This is a genomic window from Azospirillum sp. SYSU D00513 (assembly GCF_017356015.1).
Classification (GTDB): domain Bacteria; phylum Pseudomonadota; class Alphaproteobacteria; order Azospirillales; family Azospirillaceae; genus Azospirillum.
Genome location: NZ_JAFIQV010000012.1, coordinates 1 through 24,639 on the forward strand (window position 1 = coordinate 1; position 24,639 = coordinate 24,639).

Consider the following 24,639-nt stretch of genomic DNA (forward strand, 5'->3'; position numbering starts at 1 on the left):
ACCTCAACTCCTCGAACCGCCCGGTGCGGACCCGCATGCCGGGTGGTGTGGGAGGGGTGCGGTCCACTAGGATCGCCCCCTATCCCGATTACCGAGCGGCCAGCGGCCTTCAGTCGGCCGCGCCCTCCGCCGCCGCGATGGTCTGCGGCGGGCGCTTGCGGAAGGTGAGGTTCGGGAAGACGTTGATCAGCGAGGTGACGAAGGCCGACAGGTAGGGCAGGGACTGCACCACCAGCAGACCGGACCACATGAAGGCGTCGCGGTTCTCGTGGCCGAACACCAGCACGATGGCGAGCGCGGCGAGCCAGAGGGAGCCGAGGAGCGCGATCTCCTCCCGCGCCATCAGGAAGGCCTGCATCAGGGCGGGCTGGTTCTCGCACTTGGGCGTGCGGACGAAGGGCCGGCCGGAGGTGAAGATGCCGAGCCACATGGCGCGCCCGACCGTGTGGGTCAGCGCCATGCCGGCGATGGCGGCGCCGACCTTGTCCCAGAAGCCGCACTTCACCCGCGCCTTGTAGAGCCACAGGCTGGCCGCGACCTTGAAGGCGAAGACGCTGAGCGTCGGGATCATGAAGGCGTTGGGCGGGAACTCGAAGTATTTCGGGAACAGCAGAAGCCCCAGCGACCAGACGATGCCCGCGATGCCGAACACCATGTGTGCGGCATCGGCGAACCAGGGGATCCAGCCGGTGATGAAATGGTATTTCTGGCCGGAGGTCAGGCGCTTGGCGCCGGGCGCCAGCTCCCGCCAATGGTGCTTCAGGATCTGCACGGCGCCGTAGGCCCAGCGGAAACGCTGCGTCTTGTAGGCGCTGAAGCTGTCGGGGACGAGGCCCTTGCCGTAGCTCTCCGGCATGTAGACGGCCTCAAAGCCGTGCTCGAACAGCCGCAGCCCGAGGTCGGCGTCCTCGGTGATGCACCACTCGCCCCAGCGGCCGACGCCCTCCAGCGCGCTGCGCCGGATGATGGTCATGGTGCCGTGCTGAATGATGGCGTTGCGCTCGTTGCGCTGGACCATGCCGATGTGGAAGAAGCCGGCATATTCCCAGTTGGTCATGCGCTGGAATAGGTCGCCTTCCCAGTCCCGGTAGTCCTGCGGCGACTGCACAAGCCCGACCTGCGGGCGGGCGAAATGCGGGATGGTCGCCTTCAGCCAGTCGGGATGGACCTGATAGTCGCTGTCGATGACGGCGATGTGCTCGGCGCGCGGGTCGGTCTGGTCCAGGCCGAAGTTCAGGGCACCCGCCTTGAAGCCCGGCCAGTTGTCGAGATGGAAGAAGCGGAAGCGCGGCCCGAGCTGGGCGCAATAGGCCTCCACCGGCTTCCAGACCGCCGGGTCCTTGGTGTTGTTGTCGATCAGCAGCACCTCGAAATTCGGGTAATCGAGGCGGGCGAGCGCGTCCAGCGTCTGGATGACCATGTGCGGCGGCTCGTTGTAGCAGGGCACATGGATCGACACCATCGGGGCGTCCTCCGGCGGCGTGGCGGACGCCGGTTCGAAGCGGCGCTGGAACCGCGCCTGCCAGACGACCTCCGTCAGCTCCAGCCCGTCGATCAGCATCACCGCGAGCAGGACGAGCTGGCAGAAGATCAGGATGCCCCAAGCGATCTCGGTCGTCGTGGCGAGCCCGGCATCGGCCGCGGCGGTGAAGGTGAAGACCAGCACCGAGGCGACCGCCTGGATCATCGCGCCGTAGAAGATCTGCCCGCCGATCCGCAGATCGCCGCGGCGGCGCAGGAAGAAGACCAGCGGCAGCAGGGCCAGCGCGCCGGAGACGGCGCAGAGCATCGGCCAGTTGCGCATCTCCTGCACCGTTCCCATCATCGGGAACTTCGGGTTGCGCCAGGCGTCCCACAGGCCCCAGCTCGTGCCGGCCGAACCTTCGATCTCGCGCTTCCAGGGCTGGTCGAAGGCCTCCATGATGAAGTAGTCGAGCTTGCGCTGGGCCGCGATGTTCAGGAAGGTGCGAATGAATTTCGCCTGGTTCACCTGGCTCGCCTCGGCACCCCGGCGCCAGGGGCCGTCGGCCGGCCAGCCGACCTCGGCGATCAGGATGTGCTTGTTGGGGTATTTGGCCTTCAGCTCGTCGTAGCGCATCATCGCGTAATCGACGGCCTGGTCCACGGGCAGCCCCTCCCAGTAGGGCAAGAGGTGCACGGCCAGGAAGTCCACCGATTCGGCCAGCTCCGGGTGCGACAGCCAGACGTGCCAGGGCTCGGCGGTGGAAACCGGCACGTTGACCGCCTTCTTCACCCGCCGGATGTAGTCCACGATCTGCGGGACGGTGACGTCCGCGCGCAGCACGGCCTCATTGCCGACCATCACGCGGCGGACGTTCGGGTTGGCGTGGACCAGCTTCACCAGCCCGGCGATCTCCGGCTCGTCGATCTCGGGCTTGCCCTGGATCCAGGCTCCGGCGGTCACCGGCAGGTTGTAGCGGCGCGCGATGGCCGCGGTCTGCTCCGACCCGTCGGTCGTCGAATAGATCCGCACGCCGCGCACGTTGCCGTTCAGCGTGGCCATGTCCTTCTGGATGTCCTGGGCCGACGCCTTGTCGCCCCGGCTCGGGCTCTTGTCCGGGTGGAAGGGCGTGTAGCCGACGCCGCTGATCATGCCGTCCCAGGACCGTTCCGCCACCGGCCGGTTCCAGAGGGCCCAAACGAGCGCGTTGCCGAGAAGCACGAGCAGCAGAACCGCAATTGCCGACTTGCGCATGTGAGTTCGTCCGTCCCCGCACGTGAAAAGGCCGGAGCAGCCCCCCGCCACTCCGGCCAATTGTCCGACATCCCCGAAAGGACCTTTTGGGGATGTCGGACACCCCCAGGGTCATGGTCGGAGAAAACCCTTAAAAATCCCTGATTTCCCGTCCCTGTTCAGCCGGCGCGGCACCGAACCCGCTCCTTCGCGACCGGCCGCTTGCGGCGGCGCGAAACGGCTTCTACGGTGCTGCCCGCGCGACATGGACATGGGCGTGCATTTTAGCTGAATTTCAGTTCGCCGGAAAGGCGGTAATCCAGACGGGAGGGGTAGGGATGTTCCATTTGCACGAAAGGCTTGCGGCGGACACCGTGCCGGTCGCCTCGCTCGGGCTCTGCCGCCTGCTGCTGATGGACAACCGGATCTGGCCCTGGCTGATCCTGGTGCCGGAACGGCCGGGCCTGACGGAGATGCACCAGCTCCCCCAGCCCGACCAGCACCGCCTGATGGACGAGATCGCGCGGGCCTCCCGCCTCGTGGAGGAGCTGTTCTCGCCCGACAAGATCAATGTCGGCGCGCTCGGCAACGTCGTTTCCCAGCTGCACGTCCATGTGATCGGCCGCACGCGCGCCGATCCGGCCTGGCCAGGCCCGGTCTGGGGTTCCGGCTTCGCCGAGAGCTACGGGGCGGAGGAGCGCGAGGCGGTGCTGTCCCGCCTGCGCGGCGCGATCGGGGCCTGACGCGGCGACATTCGGCGGCGCCGACTGTTGATGGGAACAGGAGAAATTTTCTGCAACCCACAGCGGAGGACACCGCCATGAACGAGGATCGTTTCACAGGCGCCGCCAAGGAAGTGAAGGGCGAGATCAAGAAGCAGGCCGGCGACCTGACCGGCGACCGCGACCTGGAAGCCTCGGGCCGCGCCGACAAGGCCGAGGGCAAGATCGACAAGTTCGCCGGCAAGGTGAAGGACTTCCTGCGTGGGGGCCGCTCATGACCGGCCAGGGCAAGGACGCGCCCTCGGACATGGCGCAGCGCATCGAGGACAAGCTGGTCGAGGAAACCGGCAAGGCCTCCGGCGACCCGGACAAGCCCGTGCAGGAGAAGTTCAACGAACTGGGCGAGAAGCCCGAGGTCAAGCACCCGAGCGGGCGCGACTGACCCGGAACGTAGCCGGCCGGCGCCGCAACGAAAAAGGCCTCCTTCCCTTGCGGGAAGGAGGCCTTTTCTCTCATGCCGTCACGGCTTCACCCATGGGGGGCCGTGGATCAGCTCGCCTCGGCGGCGCGCTGGTGGCGCTTGCGCTCGTTGGGGTCGAGGTAGCGCTTGCGCAGGCGGATCGACTTGGGCGTCACCTCCACCAGTTCGTCGTCGGCGATGTAGGACAGCGCCTTCTCCAGCGACATCTGGATCGGCGGGGTGAGGCGCACGGCCTCGTCCTTGCTGGTGGTGCGGATGTTGGTGAGCTGCTTGCCCTTGATGACGTTGACCTCGAGGTCGTTGCCGCGGGTGTGCTCACCGATGATCATGCCCTGGTACACCGGAACGCCGGGATCGATCATCATCGGGCCGCGGTCTTCCAGGTTCCACAGCGCGTAGGCCACGGAGACGCCGTCGCTGTTCGCGATCAGGGCGCCGGTGTGGCGGGCGGCGATGGGGCCCTTGTAGGGGGCATAGCCGTGGAAGAGGCGGTTCATGACGCCGGTGCCGCGCGTGTCCGTCAGGAACTCGCTCTGGTAACCGATCAGGCCGCGCGACGGGGCGTGGAAGACCAGGCGGGTCTTGCCGCCGCCGGACGGGCGCATCTCGATCAGGTCGGCCTTGCGCTCCGACATCTTGTTGACGACGGTGCCCGAGAACTCCTCGTCCACATCGACCACGACCTCCTCGATCGGCTCCATGCGCTGGCCGGTCGTCTCGTCGGTCTTGAACAGCACGCGCGGACGGCTGATCGACAGCTCGAAGCCCTCGCGGCGCATCGTCTCGATCAGGATGCCCAGCTGCAGCTCGCCGCGGCCCGCCACCTCGAAGGCGTCGGCGCCCTCGGTGTCGCGGATCTGCAGGGCGACGTTGCCCTCCGCCTCGCGGTAGAGGCGGTCACGGATCATGCGGCTGGTGACCTTGTCGCCCTCGCGCCCGGCCAGCGGGCTGTCGTTGACCGAGAAGGTCATCGCCAGGGTCGGCGGGTCGATCGGCTGCGAGGCCAGCGGCCCGGCGACCTGCGGGTCGACGATGCTGTCGGCCACGGTGGTCTTGGTCAGGCCGGCCAGTGCCACGATGTCGCCCGCCTTGGCCTCCTCGACCGGAACGCGCTCCAGCCCGCGGAAGGCCAGCACCTTGGTGACGCGGCCGTTCTCGATCAGGTCGCCGTTACGGCTGAGCGCCTTGACGGCCATGTTCTGCTTCACGACGCCGGTCTGGATGCGGCCCGTCAGGATGCGGCCCAGATAGGGGTTCGCCTCCAGGGTGGTGACCAGCATGCTGAAGGGGGCGTCCGTCTCGACCTTCGGGGCCGGGACATGGTCGCGGATCAGCTCGAACAGCGGGGTCAGCGACTCGCGGGCGCCGTTCTCCAGGTCCGTCGTCGCCCAGCCGTTGCGGCCCGAGGCGAAGAGCGTCGGGAAGTCGAGCTGCTCCTCGGCGGCGTCGAGCGAGGCGAAGAGGTCGAACACCTCGTCATGCACTTCGTTCGCGCGGGCGTCGGGACGGTCCACCTTGTTGATGACGACCATCGGACGCAGGCCGAGCTTCAGCGCCTTGCCGAGCACGAATTTCGTCTGCGGCAGCGGGCCTTCCGCGGCGTCGACCAGCAGCACCACGCCGTCCACCATGGAGAGGATGCGCTCCACCTCGCCGCCGAAGTCGGCGTGGCCCGGCGTGTCGACGATGTTGATGCGCAGGTCGTTCCAGAGCACCGAGGTGCACTTGGCGAGAATGGTGATGCCGCGCTCGCGCTCCAGGTCGTTGGAGTCCATGGCGCGCTCGGCGACCTGCTGGTTCTCGCGGAAGGAACCGGACTGTTTGAGGAGCTGGTCGACCAGGGTGGTTTTGCCATGGTCGACGTGCGCGATGATGGCGACGTTACGGAGGGTCATGCTGTGCCTGGAGCCTTGTCTTGCAATGGCGCCCCGACGCGCAGCATCACGCCACGAACAACAAAAAGGCCCGCCAAATCCAGTTTGGAGGGCTTTCGTCGGGGAATCAGTTGCGCCGCAATATAATCATCCGGCGGAGATACGCAAGCCGCGCGACGATCGTTCTATGTCTATTTTCGGGAGACGTGCGCCGGGTGCGCCGGTAGCTTTTTGCCGAATTCGCCCCAAATGATCGGACGATGAACCGTCAAGCCTCCGCCTTCCCGTTCCGTTCCCTGCTCCTCGCCACGGCGCTGCTGGCTGTCCCCGCAGCCGGCGCGGCGGCCCAGGGCATGGCGCCCGAAGCCTTCCCGCCCGCCGCGGTGCCGCCCCCGGAGGCGTCGAATGAGCCGCCGCTGGAGCCGCTCGCGGCGCCCGGCGACGCTCCGCAGGCGGCAAACGCCACGGTCCCCTATGAGGTCACGCTGACCGGCGTCGAGGACGACGGGCTGAGCGACACGCTGGAGGCGGCGTCCAGCCTGTTCGGGCTGCGGGAGGATCCGCCGCCCTCGATCCTGGGGCTGGAACGGCGGGCGGCCGCGGACCGCGACCGGCTCCAGGCCGCCCTGCGCTCCGCCGGCTACTACGACGCGCGGCTCGACATCGCGGTGGACGCCGAATCGCAGCCCGCGCGGGTCACGGTCGCCGTCGAACCCGGCCCGGCCTACCGCTTCAAGACCATCACGCTGCGCAACGCCGAGGGGACCGGTCTCCCCGGCGAGCCGATCGACCCCGCGGCGCTCGGCCTGCGCGCGGGTGAGCAGGCGCGCGCCCCCCAGGTGATCAGCGCCCAGAGCGACCTGCTGGCCCGGCTGACCGGCCAGGGGTTCGGATTCGCGGAGGTCACCGACCGCGAGGTGGTGGTGGACCATTCCGACCGGACGATGGACGTCGCCTACACGGTCAAGGTCGGCCCGCGCGTGCGTTATGGTGCTGTGCGCGTCGAGGGGGCGACCGATGTGGACGAGGATCTGATCCGCGGGCGCCTGCCCTGGCGGACGGGCGACATCCACGACCCCAAGCAGCTCGACACCGCGCGGCAGCGGATCGCCCAGCTCGAGGTGTTCGATACCGTGCGGGTGGCGCTCGCCCCCGAGCCCGGCCCGGACGGCGTCACGCCGGTGATCGTCACGGTCGCGGAGCGCAAGCGGCGTTTCCTTGGCCTCGCCGCCACCTATTCGACGGCCGACGGCATCGGCGGGCAGGCCTATTGGGGGCACCGCAACCTGTTCGGCGGGGCGGAGCAGTTCCGGGTCTCGGTCGAGGTCGGCCGGCTGGCGGGGGAAAGCGGCAGCGGCAACAGCGACGGGGAGCGCAGCTCGCTCGACCTGCCCGACCTGCGGTTCGGCGTCAGCTTCCGCAAGCCCGACTTCCTGGCGAACCGCCAGTCGCTGCTGCTGAACTTCCAGGTCGCGTCGGAGCAGCCGCCGGCCTACGACCTGGTGGGCACGACGCTGTCGGCCGGGCTGGAGCGGGTGGTGACCGAGCAGCTGACCCTCAGCTACGGCGTCACCTCGGAGGCGTCGCGCATCCTCACCACCGACCGCACCTATCGGACGGCGCTGATCGGAGCGCCGGTGGGGCTGACCTGGCAGGGCACGGACGACCTGCTGAACCCGACCCGGGGTGAGCGCGCCTCGATCGAGCTGGCGCCCTGGTTCCCGGCCGGCGGCGACTCGGTGTCCTCCTTCGTCTCGGCGCGGCTGAACGGATCGGTTTATCACGACATATCCGGCGACGGCCGCTACGTGGCGGCGGCGCGCGTCGGATTCGGCAGCATCATCGGCGCCTCGCTCGACGAGATTCCGCCCAACCACCGCTTCTACGCCGGCGGGGGCGGGTCGGTGCGCGGCTACGCCTTCCAGAAGGCGGGTCCCCGCGACCGCGCCGACAACCCGACCGGCGGCCGCTCCCTGTTCGAGGCGGGGCTGGAATTGCGGATCAAGGTGACCGAGAGCATCGGGATCGTTCCCTTCCTCGACGCCGGCACGGTCTATGACAGCACGCTGCCGAATCTCGGCCAGCCCTTGCGCTTCGGCGCGGGTCTCGGGCTGCGCTACTACACGGCCTTCGGCCCGCTGCGCGTCGATGTGGGCGTCCCGCTGAACCCGGACGAGGACGACGACCGCTGGCAGCTCTATCTCAGCCTCGGCCAGGCCTTTTGAGGCAGGCTCCGCTCATCGGGGCGGAGGCGGGGCGGCGGGCGTCAGCGCGGCGGCCAGCGCCGGTCGCCCGCGTCCGGCACGCTGCCCCGGCGCCGGACCGGCATGGCGGGGGGCGGCATGACGGCGAAGGGCTTGCTGTGCGCCGGCTCCATCAGCCGCACCTCCCGGCGCTTGAAGAAGGGGATCAGCACGGCCCCGGCGATGAAACCGCCTGCATGAGCCCAGAAGGCGACACCGCCGTCCTCGTCGCTCAGGGGGGTGGAGACGCCGCTGATGATCTGCCCGGCGAACCAGACGCCCAGCACGATCAGCGCCGGCACGTTGATCAGCCGGACCAGGACGATGAAGAAAAAGAAGACCCGGACGTTCGCCTTGGGATGCAGCACCAGATAGGCGCCGAGCACCCCGCCGATGGCGCCGCTCGCCCCGATCATCGGGATCTCGGATGCCGGGTTGGCGTAGGCCTGGGCCAGGGCGGCCGCGACGCCGCACAGCAGGTAGAAGACCAGGAAACGGCCCCGGCCCATGCTGTCCTCGACGTTGTTCCCGAAGATCCAGAGATACAGCATGTTCCCGGCCAGATGCAGGACGCCGCCGTGCAGGAACATCGAAGTGACGGTCGTTCCCCAGGAGGGCACGGCCCGAAGCTCCGGCGGCAGCTCCGCATGGCCGAACAGCACCGCGGGAACCAGCCCGTACGCGTAGACGGCCAGGGTCCCGGCGTCCGATTCGAGCGACGCCTGCCACAGATAGACCAGAACGCACATCGCGATGAGCGCCATCGTGACGATGGGCGTCCGCAGGGTCGGGTTGTCATCGTACAGGGGAAGGAAGAACATCGGCCGCGCTCCGGCTTCGGCGTTACGGCGGGTCAACGGCCCGCCGGCGCCCCCGTTCCGGAGCAGTGCATCATCCCTGGGGTGAAGGGGCAAGGACTTCCACACGCGTTTTTCTCGTTCCGTCCAGGAACGGCCCCCGCCTGCCGGGGTTGGTGTTCCGGTGGCATTCGGACGGAACCGGGCGGTGGTCCGGCGGCGAAGGAGTAGGCGAGGACATGGGTTCCCTGCGGAATTTGGCGTTCGGACTGGTGGGCGCGGTCGCGATTTCCCATGGCGCGCTGGCGGCGGAGGGCGGCGGCTGGGGACCGGCCAACGCGGTGCGCGATTGGATCGCCCGGACCATTGAGGGCGCCGTGTCCGGCCCGGACATGCAGGTGAGCATCGGGACGATCAGCGGCGCCGTGCCCCTGAACTTCACCATCGCCGACGTCAGCGTCGCGGACACGCAGGGCGTCTGGCTGCGGATGGAGGAGGTGCACGTCAACCTCGCACCCACGGCGCTGTTCCGCGCGCGGGCGAAGGCCGACGTGGTGGAGGCCGCCAGGGTGACGGTCGAACGCGCGCCCGTCTCCACCGCGCCGGAGCCCGAACCGGCCGACCCGAACGAACCCTTCGACCCGCTGTCCCTGCTGCCGGACCTCCCGGTCGGCCTCGCCGTGGACCGGCTTGCCGTGCAGGAGCTGCGCCTCGGCGCGCCTCTGCTGGGCGAGCCGGCGACCCTGCGCCTGACGGGATCCCTCGACCTCGCGCGCGGCGGCAACCGGCTTTCGGTCGATCTCGACGTCGCGCGCATTGACGACAAGCCTGGCCAGGCGAAGCTCAACGTCGCCTTCGACCCGGGGGAGGAGCGGCTTCAGCTCGCCCTTGACGCGTCGGAGCCGGCCGGCGGTGTGATGGCGCGCGCGCTGTCGATTCCCGGACTTCCGCCGGTGACCGTCAATCTCCAGGGAGCCGGCCCGCTCGGCGACTGGAAGGGCCGGCTGGAGGCCTCGGCGGAGAACACGGCCCGGCTCACGGCGGATGCCGCGGTCCAGGCGATGGAGGAGGGGCACGCCGTGACGCTGATGGCGGGCGGCGACGTGGCGGCCCTGCTGAGCGGCCCGGCGGTCGAGCTCGTCGGGGAGCAGCCGGCGCTGAACGCGACCGTCGTGGTCCGGCCGGACCGTTCCCTTCTCCTGCGTCCGGTCACCGTGCGCGCGGCGGCGGGCGACGCCTCGCTGGAGGGAAGCGTCGGGGCCGATTACCGGAGCTTCGACCTTCGCTACGAGGTGACGGCGGGTGCGGAATCCGCGCTTCGGCAGCTCATGCCGGGAATCGGCTGGAACCAGACACGGCTCGCCGGAACGGTGGCGGGCAACCTGTCCGACCTGTCGGTCGCGCTGAACGGCATCGTGCGCGACCTCTCCACCGAGACGCCGGGCCTGGCGGAGCTGGCCGGGCCGGAGGTGCGGCTGGACGGCCGGGCGCAGGTCAATGTGGACCGGGGCGACGTCCGGCTCGAGGGGCTGACCCTGTCCACGGCCGCGGCCAACGCCTCGCTGGAGGGCACGGCCGGTGGCTGGGGGCAGAGTCTCGACATGCGCGCGCGGGTCCAGGCGGATGACCTGTCCCGCCTGTCGGCGCTGGCCGGGCAGCCGCTCGCCGGTGCCGCGGTGCTGGAAGGGCCGGTGACGCGCGCGCCGGACGGCGCCATGGCCGCGGCCCTGACCGGCTCCCTGCGGGGTCTCAACACCGGGACGCCGGCTGACGCCGTGCTGGGCGAGACCGCGACGCTTGCCGCCAGGCTGGCCATGGAAGCGGACGGAACGGTGCGCGTCAGCGATCTCACCGTGGACGGCCGCAACGGCGGGCTGACCGGACGCGCGACGCTGGCCGGCGGCACGCTCGACGCCGCCACGCGGCTGTCGGTCAACCGGCTGGAGCCGGTCGGCGATTCCCTCGCCGTGCCCATGGAGGGCACCGTAACGCTGGATGCGACGGCGCGTGGGCCAATGGACGCGCTGCGCGCCGAGGCACGGCTGGACGCCAGGGATCTCGTCGTGCAGGGGCGGCGATTCGGAGAGACCAGCGTGACCGCCACCGCCACCGGCCTGCCCGCCAGCCCGAACGGAACCGTGCGGGCGCGCACCGCGCTGGCCGGCGCCAGCCTGTCCGTGGACGGCGCCTACGCGCTGGAGGGGCAGGTCCTGCGTCTGTCGGATCTCGCCGTGGCGAACGGACCGAATCGGGTGACCGGCGCGCTTCAGGTGGCGCTCGACAGCATGACCGCCACGGGCCGGCTGAACGGCAGCCTGCCCCAGTTGAACGCGCTGTCCGAGTTGGCCGGCGTGCCGCTGGCGGGTGCCGCCGGCTTCACCGCCGACCTCGACGGGAACGGCGGCCGGCAGTCGGCGACCCTGACCGCGAACGCCGACGGCCTGCGCGTCGAAGGGGAGGCTGGGCCGCTGCTGGCCGCCCGCCGCCTGACCGCGCGGGCCGAGGTGAAGGATGCCCTGGGGCAAGCCTCCGGCAACGCCCGCGTCGAACTGCGGGACGGGGCCGTGAGCGGCCAGGATCTCGCCAGCGTTACGGCGAGCGTGGACGGCAGCCTCGCCAAGGCGGCCTTCCGGGCCGACGTGGCGGGGGCGGGCGAGGCCCCGCTGGCGCTGAACCTCGCCGGTGACTTCGCAAGCGAGGGCGCGCTCAGCCGCGTCCGGCTGGAGCGGCTCCAGGGCCGCTACCAGGGTGAAAGCTTCCGCATGACCGCCCCGGCGACGGTGCGGGTGGGCGAGCGCCATTACGAGGTGTCGGACCTCCGGATCGCCAGCGGCAACGCCCGGCTGGCCGCCGACCTGGGGCTCACCGACGGGAAGCTGCGCGGGGAGTTCCGGCTCGACCAGGTGCCGCTGGCCCTGGCGCGGCTCGCGGACCCGACCCTGCGGCTGGACGGCATGCTGAACGCCCGCGCGACGCTGGGCGGGACGGTCCAGGCGCCCCGCGCCGACGCGACGCTGCGCGTCGCCAACCTGCGTGCGGAGCAGACGGCCCGGGGCGGGGTGCCGGGCGTGGACGCGACGCTGGAGGCGCAGTGGCGCGACCGCCGCGTCTCGCTGAATGGCGACATCGCCACGCGCGGTGGTGCGGCACGGATGACGCTCGCCGCCGCCGCCCCGCTGGTCCTCGACCCAAACACGCTTGTGCCCTCGGTGCCGCCGAACGGCGCCTTGAGCGCCAGCGCCAACGGCAGCGTGGACATCTCGCTTGCCAACGACCTGCTCGCGGCCTCGGGCGACCGGGCGCGGGGCATCGTGCGGCTCGACGTCCGGGCCAGCGGAACGGTCGGCTCGCCGGTACTCGGCGGGACGGTGCTGCTGGAGAACGGGCGGTACGAGAACCGCGCGTCCGGCGCCGTGGTCCGCGACATCAACGCCCGGCTGGTCGGCGACGGGGAGGTCTTCACCATCCAGTCCTTCAGCGGGCGCACGGCGAACGGCGGCAGGCTCGCCGCCAGCGGCGTCATCCGTCCGGCCGCCGAGCCGGAGCGGCAGATCGACATCCGCCTGACCGCCGAGAACGCCCGGCTGGTCAACATTGACCTCGCCCAGGCGGATATCGGCGCGGATCTGACGGTGACGGGCAGCTTCATCAACCCGCGCCTGGCGGGCCCGGTGCGGATCCTGCGCGCCGAGATCCAGATCCCCGGCAGCCTGCCGCCCAACGTGGTGACGCTCGACGTCCGCGAGATCGGGCGCGGCGGTTCGCGGACCGAGACGGCACAAGCGCCGGAGGACGCAGCACGGCAGCCCTTCGCCATGATCCTCGACCTGACGGTGCAGGCCCCCAACCAGATCTACATCCGCGGCCGCGGGCTCGACGCCGAGTTCCGCGCCGACCTCGCGGTGGGCGGCACTTCGGCGCAGCCGGTCGTGACGGGGCAGGTCGCGATCCTGCAGGGCGCGTTGAACCTGCTCGGCGAAACCTTCAACTTCGAGCGCGGCCTCATCGAGTTCGACGGGGGGACCGACATCAACCCGCGCCTCGACTTCCTGGCCGAGGCCACGGCGAACGGCGTCACGGCCCAGGTCCTGGTCACCGGGACGACGCAGCAGCCCAAGCTGGAGCTGACCTCGCCTCAGGGCCTGCCCCAGGACGAGGTGCTGGCGCAGGTCCTGTTCGGGAAATCGGTCGGCGACCTCACCGCGCTGGAGGCGGTGCAACTCGCCCAGTCGGCGGCGTCGCTGGCCGGATTCGGCGGCGGGGGGGGCGGCATCCTGGAGAATGTCCGGCGCGGGCTGGGCGTGGACCGGCTGGACTTCTCGGGTGCGAACGGCGGCTCGGTCCAGGCCGGGCGCTACGTCAGCGACCGGGTCTATGTCGGGGTGGAGCAGGGGCTCGCGGGCGAGAGCCGGGCCACCGTCGAGGTGGACATCACCGACAACATCAAGGCGGAAGCCGACGTGGGCGCCAACTCCGACACAAGCTTCGGCCTGCGGTTCGAGTGGGACTACTGACCCCCGGTGAAGCAGGGCAGGCATGAAAAAGCCCCCGCGCCGGTGTCGGCGCGGGGGCTCATGACGCTTGTTCGGAAGCCTTGACCGTTCAGACCTTGGCCTGTCAGGCGACGGCGCCGTCCACCGTGCGGTCCTTGGCGCGCATGTCCTTCAGGTGGTCGCCGAAGGCGCGCAGGACGGGCATGATCCGCTGCGCCTGATCCGACGTCACATGCGCGTCCGTCTTCAGGACGATGGTCGGGGCCTCGGACATCAGCCGCTTGGCGCGCATCGGGCCGACCTTCTCGTCGAGGAACATGGACAGGCCCATGAGGATGCCCAGCGTCACGTCGTCGGGAGCCTTGGGCAGGGCCAACACGTCGTGCAGCTCCTGGAGCAGCGTGTAGGCGACGATGGAGGTGCGTTCGATCGTATCGACGTCGGCGGCCATGGGCATCTGCAAGTTCCTCGGGAACTGAGGGGAAGCACGGTATGTCCCGAGGTTAGCGCCCGTTTCGTAACCAAACGATTAACCATCCAGCGGCCCGGCCGGGCCGAGTCGCATTTTCTTCATGAAGCCACTTTTTCGCGCAGAGGCTAATACTTTCGCGCGGGCGTCAGGCGCCAAGCCGGGCGTGGGAGTCTTCCCTGGTTCCCGAGACCGTCGCTCCGGCGGCTTCCCAGGCATCGGCCACCCGGACGATGCCGGCGATGGCGTCCAACACGGCGTCCGGCCGGGCGTGGTGGATCATATGGCCGGCCCCGGCGAGCAGATGGAGGCTCGATCCCTGAATGTCCCGGTGGAGCCGGGCCGCATGGTCCAGGGGATCGACGATCCGGTCCTCCTCGCCCGCCAGTATCGCGGTCGGGCAGCGGATCGCGCCGTAGCGCGGGGCAAGCGCCGCGGCACCGGGGATAAGGGCCGCGGTGTGGGCCGCCGCGGCCTCCAACTGCGTCGGCCGCAGCAGGAGATCGGGCGGGATGCGGCGGTAGCTGGCCGGCACCGGATTCGGTTCGAAGACGCGGCGCAGCAGGGCGGGCAGGATCAGCCGGTCGATCGGCTGGGCCAGCGTGCGGCTCAAGATCTGGCCGGCGATGGGGATCGCCGGGGCCATGAGGGGGACGAAGTCGGGGCGGACCGTCGGGTAGCTGTAGCCCGACATGAGGACGAGGCCACCGACCTCCCGGGGATAGTCGAGCGCCCAGGCCGCCGCGACCGTGGAGCCCAGCGAGTGGCCGATCAGGATCGGCCGGTCCAGCCCGAGGGCGCGTGCGCCCGCCCGCAGGATCGCCGCTTGGCCGGAGGGGCTGTGCCCGCCACGGGGCTTCTCGCTGTAGCCGTGCCCCGGCCGGTCGAAAGCCACGCAGTGCCACCGCTCCGCCGCGCGGTCGAGGACGCCGCAGAGTTCCCAATCCTCCGCGATGATGCCGTTGCCGTGCAGGAACACCAGGGGCCGTCCCCGGGCAGTGCCGCCGGTTGGGCCGCGCTCCAGGTAATGCAGCGTGGTGCCGCCGGCCTCGAGACCGGTCTTCACGAAGGAGCCGGCGGGGGGATGCTCGCGCTCGGCCCTGCGGCTGCGGCGCGCCGTGTCGAGCCAGAGGCCGGCCAGCAGGCCGGCGGCGAAGGACAGTCCCCGGCGCATCAGCGTGCCTGCGTCATCGGGACGGATCGGGCGTGCATGGTCATGGGGGCCTCCACTGGCGCGCCGTTCCGCGCCGTGCCGTCCCGTGCGACGGCTTCGCCGTCTGCAACGGGACTGGACAAGGAAGGGTTCCCCCGCCGGCCGGCGGTCAGTCCGCCGAGGCGACCGTCTCCGATCCCCCCGTCAGTTCCGCGACGGTTTCGATCCGCGCCGCCTTCAGCCCGGCCGAGGCGACGACCTTCGGATCGTAGGGGTGCCGCTGGCGGCTGTAGACGCTGTGCACCTTCACAACATAGTCCTGCGTCTCACGGTAGGGCGGGATGCCCTTGTAGCGGAGAACCGCGCCTTCGCCGGCGTTGTATCCGGCCAGGGCCAGGGTGACGTTGCCGTCGAAATAGGCGAGCAGCCAGCGGAGGTATTTCATCCCGCCGCGCAGGTTCTGTTCCGGGTCGAAGGGCTTGGTGATGCCGAAACGCTCCGCGGTTTCCGGGATGAGCTGCATCAGCCCCATGGCGTTCTTCTCGGACACCACGTCCACACGGTAGCCCGATTCGACCGCGATCACCGCCAGGACGAGTTCGGGATCGAGCCCATAGGTCGGCGCCATCTTGCGGACCATGGCCTTGATCTGGGCCGGGGGCTGGCGGACGACGCCCCAGCGCGCACTCGGCGGCTCGCAGCGGTCGGGCGCCTTGGGCTCCTTGCCCGGCGCCTTCACGAGCTTGACGGCCTCCTCATGGCCGAGGAAGGCCGCTCTGCGCAGCCAGGCGCGCCCAAGCTCCTCGTCCTTGGCGACCCCGCCCTTGCCGCTCAGATGCATGCGCCCGGCCCGGTAGGCGGCGCCGGCGTAGTCCTGGCGGGCGGCACGGCAATAAAGGGCCAGCGCGCGGCGCGGATCGAGCGTGACGCCCTGGGCCGCCTCGTAGCGCAGGCCCAGCTCGTACTGGGCGCGGGGGCTTCCCTTCCCGGCGAGCGCCTCCAGGGCGCGGAGCGTGCTGTCGGACATGGCCGCCTGGGCGGAAAGGGGCGCCACAAGGACGGCCCCGGCGAAGAGGACGGTCAGAACATGCCGCATGCGGATCTCCGGTCTTTGGGTGGCCGGCGAAGCCGGTTCGGCGAACTGTCCGTTGGTTGCGCGCGGGTTGTGCACCGCGTTACCCCCTTTTGCTGTTGCGACGCCGGGCTGACGTTCGAGGCGAATCATTCCTCGTTTTCCACGAGGATCGAGAGAGCGAAAGCCGGCGAAAGGCAAGCACCCGGACGGGTTCACCCGAAAAGACAGGGTGCCACCCAATCCCCTCGGCGATCGAAAGGAGTGGGGTGCACTTCCTTCGTCTAGCGGACCGTAAAATAATACTCATCAGAAAAGACACCTAATGGATGAAGCGGCAATGCTATTCGCGTCATCGTCCAAAGAATGTCTTTTTCTTATTTCAAACTCCACAACGCTTACGCAAGATCGGCGGTGAAGTTCCAATTCTCAAATGGAAGGATCTTTGGGATCTTAGAGGTAATCTCGCCAAATTGTATGAGAACCTAGCCTTTTTCCCAACTGGCGCAGCGTTAACGGGCTCATTAGGTACAGAGGACCGGCGGTTGTCTTCCAGACACCGGGGGTTCGCCCCACGCGTTCGGCGTTCGGATAGGAATAGGTTTGGACTTCAGTCGCGTCGGCTCTCCCTGGGGCCGACGGCATGAGGAGGCAGCGTCTCACCGATGGCGAACCACGTCGCAAGTTCCCTGCGCCACCAGGCGCATGACCACGCGGACTTCGATCCCGTTGCGCTCGGGCGGCCGTTCGACGTGGGAGAGGAGGAAGGCGGACGCGACCATGACGGCGAAGGTGAGGCCGGTGCGGAGGTCATCACGCTTCCGACGGCGCCTCCCGATCCGGCCGTGATCGCGCAGATCGAGGCGGAGATCCCACGGCTGCGCCGCTTCGCCCGCGCCATGGTGCGCGACGCGACCCTGGCCGACGATCTGGTCCAGGAGTGCCTGGAGCGCGCCCTGTCGCGTCTTCACCTGTGGCGCCCGGGAAGCAACCTGCGTGCCTGGCTCTTCACGATCCTGCGCAACCTGCACATCAACGGCATCCGCCGCCGCCAGACCGTCGTGGACATCGACGGCGAGGCGCAGGCGAGCATCGGCGCCGCTCACGGCTCCCAGTTCGTGCGGCTGGAACTGCGCGATCTGCGCCGCGCCCTGGGCCTGCTGCCGACCGAACAGCGGGAGGTCGTGCTGCTGATCGGCCTGGAGGGCATCTCCTACGGCGAAGCCGCGGACATTCTGGGCATCTCCATCGGCACGGTGAAGTCCCGCCTCTCGCGCGGGCGGCGCGCCCTGCGCGCGCTGATGGAAGGCGGCAACGCCGGCGACGGCGACGACGATTGATGGCACGCGGCTGACGACTGCGGGCAGACGAAACGGGATCGAGGCCGGCCGCGGAAACGCGGCCGGCCTTTTTCTTGGCTCCAGTTTTCGGTTCAGCGGCGGCGGAAGAGACCGGCGACGATGCTCGCCGCGAACAGCGCGACGAACAGGAAGAACAGGATCTGCGCGATGCCCGACGAGGCCGACGCGATTCCGCTGAAGCCGAGCGCCCCGGACGCCAGGGCGATCACGAAGAACAGCAGAGCCCAATAGAGCATCATCCCTCCTCCGCGTCGCCTGTCCTGCGGCATGCTCGGGGGCACGGCCTGCTCGAAGGCGTTGCGCGTTCTTGAACGGCAGGAGCCGCAAGGCGCGGCTTGCAAACAGCGCAACGATGCACGCCGAGGAAGGTTCCTGAGTGAGCTTCCACAACGCATCATTTTACTGCCGGCGATCGGGGAATGCGCGAGCCGCCCATTCTCCTCGCCGATATCCCCTTCACCGCCCGGCTTTTCGCCGCCCGGCTTTTCGCCGACGGGTCGCAACGGAAACGCCCGGACGCTGTTGGAAAGGCGAACCCGCGCCCGCCGCTTCTGTCCGTTCCGCCGCTCTCTCCGGCGCCGGGAACAGGACGCGGGCCGGAGGCCGTTCGCTGGAGGTCCCTGCCGGACCAGTCCGCGCGTGGCTTTTTCAAAAAGAGAGGAACATCCATGAACGCGAAGCTGACCCTTGCGATTTCGGCCGCGCTGCTGACCGCGGCACCCGCCGCCATGGCCCAGGTCAATTCACGGACCATGTCCGAGACCCGCTACGAGTACGACAGCCCGTCGGGCATGCCGTCCGTGAGCCCGCAGGTCCAGAGCCTGCCCGGCCAGCACAACAACAGCTGGAGCCAGCCCCAGCACGGCTCCACCATGAGCGGCGCCCATTCGGGCATGGCCGGCTCCACCTATGGCAACTCCGCCACCTATGGCGGGTCGTCCGGCTATAGCGGTTCTTCCGGCCACGGCGGCTCGACGAATCATGGCGGCACGGCTGGCATGAGCGGTGGAATGGACGGTGGCGGCGCTCCGGCCTACAGCGGCAGCACGGGGACGGCTCCAGGCATGACGTCGGGCATGGGCCAAGGCGGCACCACGAGCAACAGCGGCGCCATGGGCATGACTGGCGGCGCCTTCTCGGGCATGGTCGAGGACCGTCCGGAAATCCGGCGCGGGCCGGGCCAGAATCCCACCGAACTGATGCAGACGACGCTGCTGAACCAGTTCAGCGCCGCTGGCTTCGTTCAGGTTCGGGACTTCCGCAAGCAGGGGCAGAGCTACATCGCCCAGGCGATGACCCCCGCCGGTGACTGGTCCACGGTCCAACTCGACCCGACGACCGGCCGGATCGAGGTGATGCGCTAATCGAGCAGGCGATTCCACCCGCCGGCGAGGCTCCCGAAGCCCGCCGGCGCCATGGTTTCGTACAGAGGGAACGGCCGCCGCAGGCGCTGGCCGGCATCCCGCCCCAGCGTGCGGATGGCCGTTTCCACGCTTCCACCCATGGGCAGGACGCCCGACGCCCCCAGCGGAATGCTCAGCACGACGCCCTGTTCGAGCCGTCCGCCGATCCGGCTTTGCCCGTCGCGCGGCCCTTCGGTCCAGGTCACATGGGCCGACAGGCGCAGCCCGCCCTCGAACCGGCGGGCCAATTCCAGCGTTCCGCCCCAGTCCCCGCCCAGATAGCGGCCGAGCCGCAAGCTTCCCGTTGCCGTGCCTCCCGGCGCTTCCAAATGCAGATTTGCATGGCCGGTCATCCGGCCGCTGCCCTGGAGGAGGTGCAAGGGATCGCCCGGTGGTCTCTTCCAGACATGGTTGATGTCCAGCCCGGCGGCCCAGCGCGCCTGGACGGGCCGGTGGAGCAGTTCCACCCCGGCACCGCCGAACATCTCCTCGAAATGGCCGGCCGTGACGCCCGCGTGCCAGTCCCGCGTGGGTGAAAGCCGCCACGCACCGTAGAGATGGTCCAGGTTCGCGCGTGGCAGGGCATAAAGGGGCAGGTCGCTGCGCACCGGCGCCTCGGCGGGCAGGGCGTTGGTGTCGAGCCAGGGGAGATTGTCGCCGAGGTTGAGGCGGATTCCGGTGCCGAGCAGGACACCGCGCCAGGGCTCCACCGACAGGTCGAGGTCGGTGTAGCTGCGCTGCACGAGCGGCGCGCTCAACTCGAACAGGCTGCTCTCCAGGGTCGGGCGCAGCGCCAGATCCCAACGCATGATCCAGTCCGGCGGGTTTACCGGGACTGGTTCGATCCGCGCCGTCCGCCAGACCTCCTCAGCGCTGCCCCGCCCATTGGCGGCGCGGGCAACCTCGCCGCGCTGGAGCGTGACGGTGGTGGCTTCCAACCCCCCGGCACCCGTCACGACGACCAGACGCTCGGCCTCCGGCGGGGCGGAGTCGGCCAGCAGCCGGACCGCGCGTCCGGCTTCGCGGGCGAGCGGCGCCGTGCCCGAACCGGCCGGGTCCAGCCAGATGACGGCCCGGTCGCCGTCCAAGGCCGCCGCCCGTGCCGGAAGCCCCGTGGCCCGCGCCACCATCGCCAGTTCCTGGGCGGACAGTGCTGCTTCCCGTGATGGCCTCGGCCCGACGGGAGAAGGCGGGGAGGGGGCCTCCTCCCCCAGGTCTGCCGGGCCGAGCCGGACGGCGAGCCGCGCCATCAGGCGGTGCCCCTGTTCCAGGCCGGCGCCCAGCTCGACCCAGGGCAGGGGGCGCCACGCGACCCCGGCGTTGACCGGCAGGCCGGGCCGGAAGAGCGGATCGTCCTGCTGCTCGGACCGGAAGCTGTCGCCGCTGTACTCGATCTTGGTGGAAAGGCCGGGAAGGGGCGTGTGCCATTCCACCCCGCCGAACAGCGCCACCCGGTCGCCGGTGAACCAGGAGCGTGGCCCGCGCGAAGCGGGCAGGGCGGGATCGCGGTCACGGCGGAAGCGGGCGCCGAGAAAACGCAAGGGGTTGCGCAGATGGCCGTAGCCGCCGAGCCGGCCCCAGCCCATCCCCAGGCTGGTGTCCAGATTCCACCAGCGGCGGGACAGGATCAGATACTCGCCGGCGAAGCGGCCGCGGCCGGGCGCCTGAAAGCCGGCTCCGGCGAGGTCGCGCCCGCCCAGGGCGATCTCCGGTGTCCGGGGACCCTCCTTCACCAGACGGAGCTTGGCGTCCAGGCCGGGTTCGGTGACGCCGTAGAGACTCGGGAACAGAGATTCGCGCACGCCCACTTCAAGCCAGGGCAAAAGCTGCGCGCCGGTGAACAGGTGGCGGTGGGCCGTTCCCAGGGCGGTGTAGCCGGCGGTCACGGTCCCGTCCGGCAGGAAGCGGGCGGTCGGGGTCTGGAGCAGCCCGGCCCCGCCCCAGTCGGACAGGCTCGGAGTCAGCCCTTCCGCCCCGGCAGGGGCGGCGGTCACCAGAATGAACAGTGCCGCGGCGGTGGTCTTCACGCGATGGTCGCAGGATCCGGGAAAGCCTCCGATTCATCGCGCGAAATGCACACTTATGCAACCATGATGACCTGTATTCCCTCCGGGCAGGAGCCGTGGCTCAGACCATCTGGGCCGAGCAGCCCAGCCCTAGCGCCTCGGCGGTGTTCGCCACGGCCGACAGGCAGGTCTGCGACCGTTCCGGCGGGATCGAGACGGAGAAGCGGACGCTGTAACGCCCACCGTCGCGCTCGGGCAGGGTCTGCGCGTCGAGGCGGACGATGTTCGCGTCGAACTGCGTGAAGATCTCCGACAGGCGGGCGATCAGGCCAGGCTGGTCGCCGCCGCTGACATGGACCGTATGGGTGATCCGCGCGGTGGGACCGGGGACGGGGTCCAGGGCGAAGGGCGTGACCTTGATCTGCGCCCCTTCCAGTTCCGGCACGGCGTCGAGCCCGGCCTGGACCTCCTCGACCGAGAGGCCGGCCGGCAGCTCGCACACGGCGGAAAACTCGGCGCCCGATCCCATGACGGCGAAGGTGGCGTCCCGCAGGTTGATGCCCAGCTCGAACAGGTGCCCGGTGATCCCCGAGACCAGCCCGACCCGGTCGGCGCAGAAGGTCGATACAAGCGCGAGTGACGTCACCTTATCCTCCCATTTCCTTTGTCGTGCGGAGCCTGCCGCTGCCCATGGATGGCAAAAAGGCCCCTCCTCCGCAAGGGAGGAGGGGCCTTCGGAGGCTCGGGCCCTCAGGCGGCTGTGCCGCCGACCGTCAGCCCGTCGAGGCGCAGGGTCGGCTGGCCGACGCCGACCGGCACACCCTGGCCGTCCTTGCCGCAGGTGCCGATGCCGGGATCGAGCTGGCTGTCGTTGCCGATCATCGACACGCGGGTCAGCGCATCGGCGCCGCTGCCGATCAGGGTGGCGCCCTTCACCGCCGGCCCGATCTTGCCGTCCTCGATCAGGTAGGCTTCCGAGGCGGAGAAGACGAACTTGCCGTTGGTGATGTCCACCTGGCCGCCACCGAAGTTCTTGGCGTAGATGCCCTTCTTCACCGAGGAGATGATTTCGTCCGGCGTGTGGTTGCCGTTGCGCATGACGGTGTTGGTCATGCGCGGCATCGGGTGGTAGGCGAAGCTCTGGCGCCGGCCGTTCCCGGTCGGGCGCGCGCCCATCAGCCGGGCGTTCATGCGGTCCTGCATGAAGCCGACGAGGATGCCGTCCTCGATCAGCGTCGTGCTCTGGCCGGGCGTGCCCTCGTCGTCCACGCTGATCGAGCCGCGGGCGTTCTCGATGGTGCCGTCGTCAACGATGGTGACGCCGGGGGCGGCGATGCGCTGGCCCATCAGCCCGGCGAAGGCCGAGGTCTTCTTCCGGTTGAAGTCGCCCTCCAGCCCGTGGCCGATGGCCTCGTGCAGCAGGATGCCGGGCCAGCCGTTGCCGAGCACGACCGTCATCTCGCCGGCCGGCGCCGGGACGGAGGAGAGGTTGACCAGGGCCTGGCGCATCGCCTCGTCCACGAAGCCGCGCCAGGTGTCCGGGCGGACGTAATGCTCATAGCTGACGCGGCCACCGCCGCCGCAGCTTCCCGTCTCCATGCGCTCGCCCTCGGCCATCACCACGGACACGTTCAACCGCACCAGCGGGCGCAGGTCGGCGACGCGCACGCCGTCGGCGCGCAGGATCTGCACCGCCTGCCATTCGCCGCTGATCGAGCAGCTCACCTGACGGACGCGCGAATCCTTGCCGCGCGCGTAGGCGTCGATGTCGGCCAGCAGCTTCACCTTCGTCTCGAAGGGGATGATGTGCAGCGGGTTGTCGGGGATGTAGAGCGCGCGGTTGGTGCCGGGCGGGGGCTCGGCGATGGTGCCGTTGTGCCCGGCCTGGACCGCCTGCACGGTGGAGGCCGCGCGGCGGATCGCCTCCTCGGACAGGGTCGAGGCGTGGGCGTAGCCCGTCGCCTCGCCGGCGATGGAGCGCAGCCCGAAGCCCTGGGTCGTGTCGAAGCTGGCCGACTTCAGCTTGCCGTCGTCCCAGCCCAGCGATTCGCTCTGGGCATATTCGAGGAACAGTTCGCCGTCGTCGGCCCCGCGCAGGGCATCGGCTACGACGCTTTCCACGCGGGACCGGTCCAGGCCGGCGCGGTTGAAGAACAGGTCGTCTGTGATGGCAAGCGCGCTCATGGGGACTCCGGGCTCTTGTGCTTTGGTGCGAGGTGTGCGGAAGTCGGCTCAGGACCGGCCGTCGAACCGCCACCGTCAGCCGCGCGACCGCGGGCGTGACATCAATAGTGTGGCGACGGCGCGGCCTTCCGGCAAGGCTTGCGCGCCCCGTGCGCGCCGATCGGCCGGCTGGACGATAAAGATCGGACCATAAAGATAAGACGGCAATGGGAGGAGCAACCGTGACCGAGGAGACCGCCGCGCGGCCCGGCGGCGCCGGAGGGACGGCGCCGGGAGCGCGGCTCCTGAAGGACCACCCGCTGCGGGTGACGCTGACCAACGAGGTGCATGCCCGCCCGCCGGAACTGCTGCGCCCGCCCACCCGCGGGACGCTGCTGGCGATGTTCTCGGGCGAGGGAACGACCGGCGACGACCTGAGCCACCTGGCCCGGCTGTGCGCCTGGGCCGGCGTTCCGCCGCCGGCGCCCGACGCCACCCATTACAGCGGCAGTTTCGGCAGCTTCCGCCTGAAGTGGGAGCGCCACACCGAGTTTTCGACATGGTCGGTCTTCCGTCCGACCGCCCCGGCCGCGGCACTCGACCCCTTCCTGGAACCGGCGCTGGACGCGGTTCCCCGCGACTGGCTGGCGGCGCTGCCCGGCGAATTGATGGCCGGCATCCACATCGTCGTGCTCGACAACGGCGCACCCGTCCCGACGCCCGAGACGCTGGAGGCGATCTTCGGTTCGGACCGCTATGTCGGCTCCCGCGTCGCGGGCGGCACGGCGACGGCCTGGACCGATTTCCGCATCCATGGCGACAATTTCTCGCGGATCCTGGTGGTCGATCATTCGATGACCGGAAACCAGACCGGACGGACCGTGCAGCGGCTGTTCGAGATCGAGACCTACCGCATCATGGCGCTGATGGCGCTGCCCGAGGCGCGCCGCGCCCTGCCGGACATCGGGCGGATCGAGGCGGAGCTGGCCGAGCTGACCAGCCGCATGGCGGCCATCGAGGGGCTGGAGGACGAGCGCGACCTGCTCGGGCGCCTGACACGCCTCGCCGCCCGCACCGAGCAGATCTCCGCCGAGACCGCCTACCGCTTCGGGGCCGCGCGCGCCTACTACCTGCTGGTGCGCAAGCGCATCGAGGAGCTTCGCGAGGTGCGCATCGAAGGCGTGCCGATGATCGCCGAGTTCATGGAGCGCCGCCTCGCCCCGGCGCTTCGCACCTGCGAGGCGGCCCAGACGCGTCTGGAGATGCTGTCGCAGCGCGTCGCGCGCGCCAGCAACCTGCTGCGCACGCGGGTCGAGATCGCGGTGGAAGGCCAGAACGCGGAGCTGCTGCGCTCCATGGACAGCCGCGCCCACGCGCAGCTCCGCCTTCAGGAGACGGTGGAGGGGCTTTCCGTCGTCGCCATCAGCTACTATGGCGTGGGCATCCTGGGCTACGCGGCCAAGGCGCTGAAGGGCATGGGCGTGCCGCTGAACCCGGACCTGGTCACCGGCATCGGCATTCCGGTCGTGCTCTTCGCGGTCTGGACCGGGGTCCGCCGCATCCGCAGGGTGCTGGTCGAGCCGTCGGACGCGCCGCACGGTTGAGCCTGCGGCCGGCCGGAGGGAGTGCCGGAGTCGCGCCCTTCCGGCTTGGGCTCGGCCGTTTCGTTGGGCATGCGAACTTCTGCGACACGCCGTCGCAGCCGCC

General features: G+C 69.9%; 18 protein-coding genes. 8 read left to right on the forward strand and 10 right to left on the reverse strand.

Annotation, left to right across the window (positions count from 1 at the left end; genetic code table 11):
• Positions 1–109: 109 nt before the first annotated feature.
• Positions 110–2,716: a glycosyltransferase gene (locus JUB11_RS10940; protein ID WP_207458571.1), complete on the reverse strand. Its 2,607-nt coding sequence runs from the start codon at positions 2,714–2,716 to the stop codon at positions 110–112.
• A gap of 317 nt (positions 2,717–3,033) precedes the next feature.
• Between JUB11_RS10940 and JUB11_RS10945 the strand changes: the two genes are divergently transcribed.
• From JUB11_RS10945 to JUB11_RS10955, 3 genes are all read left to right on the forward strand, one after another.
• A complete protein-coding gene (locus JUB11_RS10945; protein ID WP_207458572.1) occupies positions 3,034–3,438 on the forward strand; it encodes an HIT family protein in 405 nt (134 codons plus the stop codon).
• Positions 3,439–3,515: 77 nt separating this feature from the next.
• Positions 3,516–3,695 (forward strand): CsbD family protein, encoded by a 180-nt coding sequence (locus JUB11_RS10950; protein WP_207458573.1) that lies wholly within the window; start codon positions 3,516–3,518, stop codon positions 3,693–3,695.
• Positions 3,692–3,859, forward strand: a complete 168-nt coding sequence (locus JUB11_RS10955) for a hypothetical protein (RefSeq protein WP_207458574.1) — start codon at positions 3,692–3,694, stop codon at positions 3,857–3,859. The genes JUB11_RS10950 and JUB11_RS10955 overlap by 4 nt, the downstream gene beginning before the upstream one ends.
• A 107-nt stretch (positions 3,860–3,966) precedes the next feature.
• On the opposite strand, the gene typA is transcribed toward JUB11_RS10955, so the two are convergent.
• Entirely contained in the window at positions 3,967–5,793 is a 1,827-nt protein-coding gene (typA, locus tag JUB11_RS10960) for a translational GTPase TypA (RefSeq protein ID WP_207458575.1), read from the reverse strand.
• A 239-nt stretch (positions 5,794–6,032) separates the two neighbouring features.
• On the opposite strand from typA, the gene JUB11_RS10965 reads away from it, so the two are divergent.
• Positions 6,033–7,997 (forward strand): autotransporter assembly complex family protein, encoded by a 1,965-nt coding sequence (locus JUB11_RS10965; RefSeq protein WP_247886986.1) that lies wholly within the window; start codon positions 6,033–6,035, stop codon positions 7,995–7,997.
• 41 nt (positions 7,998–8,038) lie between these two features.
• Here JUB11_RS10965 and JUB11_RS10970 read toward each other — a convergent pair whose 3' ends face one another.
• Positions 8,039–8,836, reverse strand: coding sequence for a rhomboid family intramembrane serine protease (locus tag JUB11_RS10970; RefSeq protein WP_247886987.1), 798 nt, complete (start codon positions 8,834–8,836; stop codon positions 8,039–8,041).
• A gap of 215 nt (positions 8,837–9,051) precedes the next feature.
• On the opposite strand from JUB11_RS10970, the gene JUB11_RS10975 reads away from it, so the two are divergent.
• A complete protein-coding gene (locus JUB11_RS10975; protein WP_207458576.1) occupies positions 9,052–13,326 on the forward strand; it encodes a translocation/assembly module TamB domain-containing protein in 4,275 nt (1,424 codons plus the stop codon).
• Positions 13,327–13,429: 103 nt separating this feature from the next.
• On the opposite strand, the gene JUB11_RS10980 is transcribed toward JUB11_RS10975, so the two are convergent.
• The 3 genes from JUB11_RS10980 to JUB11_RS10990 form a co-directional block, all read right to left on the reverse strand.
• The gene (locus tag JUB11_RS10980; RefSeq protein WP_207458577.1) at positions 13,430–13,762 is read right to left on the reverse strand and encodes a hypothetical protein; all 333 of its coding nucleotides are present in this window, start codon (positions 13,760–13,762) and stop codon (positions 13,430–13,432) included.
• 160 nt (positions 13,763–13,922) lie between these two features.
• Positions 13,923–14,948 (reverse strand): alpha/beta hydrolase, encoded by a 1,026-nt coding sequence (locus JUB11_RS10985; RefSeq protein ID WP_207458578.1) that lies wholly within the window; start codon positions 14,946–14,948, stop codon positions 13,923–13,925.
• Between the two features lie 148 nt (positions 14,949–15,096).
• On the reverse strand, positions 15,097–16,023 hold the full coding sequence (locus tag JUB11_RS10990) for a transglycosylase SLT domain-containing protein (protein WP_207458579.1): 927 nt from the start codon (positions 16,021–16,023) through the stop codon (positions 15,097–15,099).
• A 641-nt stretch (positions 16,024–16,664) separates the two neighbouring features.
• Here JUB11_RS10990 and JUB11_RS10995 point away from each other — a divergent pair.
• A complete protein-coding gene (locus JUB11_RS10995) occupies positions 16,665–17,339 on the forward strand; it encodes a sigma-70 family RNA polymerase sigma factor (RefSeq protein ID WP_211112497.1) in 675 nt (224 codons plus the stop codon).
• Between the two features lie 92 nt (positions 17,340–17,431).
• Here JUB11_RS10995 and JUB11_RS11000 read toward each other — a convergent pair whose 3' ends face one another.
• On the reverse strand, positions 17,432–17,596 hold the full coding sequence (locus JUB11_RS11000) for a DUF1328 domain-containing protein (RefSeq protein ID WP_207458715.1): 165 nt from the start codon (positions 17,594–17,596) through the stop codon (positions 17,432–17,434).
• 432 nt (positions 17,597–18,028) lie between these two features.
• On the opposite strand from JUB11_RS11000, the gene JUB11_RS11005 reads away from it, so the two are divergent.
• On the forward strand, positions 18,029–18,724 hold the full coding sequence (locus tag JUB11_RS11005) for a hypothetical protein (RefSeq protein WP_207458580.1): 696 nt from the start codon (positions 18,029–18,031) through the stop codon (positions 18,722–18,724).
• Here the strand turns inward: JUB11_RS11005 and JUB11_RS11010 are convergent.
• The 3 genes from JUB11_RS11010 to tldD form a co-directional block, all read right to left on the reverse strand.
• On the reverse strand, positions 18,721–20,790 hold the full coding sequence (locus tag JUB11_RS11010) for a YjbH domain-containing protein (protein ID WP_207458581.1): 2,070 nt from the start codon (positions 20,788–20,790) through the stop codon (positions 18,721–18,723). The genes JUB11_RS11005 and JUB11_RS11010 overlap by 4 nt on opposite strands.
• A 100-nt stretch (positions 20,791–20,890) precedes the next feature.
• Positions 20,891–21,415 carry an amino acid-binding protein gene (locus JUB11_RS11015; RefSeq protein WP_207458582.1) on the reverse strand — a complete coding sequence of 175 codons (525 nt, stop codon included), beginning with the start codon at positions 21,413–21,415 and terminating at the stop codon, positions 20,891–20,893.
• A 104-nt stretch (positions 21,416–21,519) separates the two neighbouring features.
• Positions 21,520–22,953, reverse strand: a complete 1,434-nt coding sequence (gene tldD / locus JUB11_RS11020) for a metalloprotease TldD (protein ID WP_207458583.1) — start codon at positions 22,951–22,953, stop codon at positions 21,520–21,522.
• 221 nt (positions 22,954–23,174) lie between these two features.
• Between tldD and JUB11_RS11025 the strand changes: the two genes are divergently transcribed.
• Complete coding sequence (locus JUB11_RS11025) at positions 23,175–24,536, forward strand: DUF3422 domain-containing protein (protein ID WP_348771409.1); 1,362 nt, start codon at positions 23,175–23,177, stop codon at positions 24,534–24,536.
• Positions 24,537–24,639: the final 103 nt, after the last annotated feature.